At 28.1% G+C, this 474-nt stretch carries 1 pseudogene; it reads right to left on the minus strand.

The annotated features are described in order from the left end of the window. Positions 1-474, minus strand: a pseudogene (locus tag KA858_RS08405) (transposase); the annotation flags it as partial.

Here is a 474-nt window from a genome sequence, read left to right on the forward strand (position 1 = left end):
TTTAAAAGAATTCTGTTCCACTCCCTTTTTTTATAATTTTTGTGATTATTTTCAGCTCGTTGAGTTGTTACTTTTCTTATATTAAGTGTGATTCATATAAAACCAAGTTCTCTTTTGACTTTATTTATCCCTCGTACAGACATCTGAGTGAAACTTAAGATCGTCTTCATAAATCCAAAAATCGACTCCACATCAATTTTCCTTTGACTGTAGATGATTTTCGTTTCTAGTTCTGAAAGCTTTTTGTTAATTTGGGATTTAAAATATTCCCAGTTTTAATTCTTCATTAATTTTTGAATTGAAGTTTATACATTGATTTTTCAGAGAACATTCTAAACAAACATCACATTCATATAATTTGAAGTCTCATTTAAAACCATACTTATCATGACGATAGGTATATCTTTTAAAACCTAGTCGTTGATTATTCGGGCAAATGAATTCATCATTAATTTCGTAATAGTTCCAATTTTG

The sequence above is a fragment of the Staphylococcus sp. GDX8P80P genome (genome assembly GCF_017893095.1).
Classification (GTDB): domain Bacteria; phylum Bacillota; class Bacilli; order Staphylococcales; family Staphylococcaceae; genus Staphylococcus; species Staphylococcus borealis.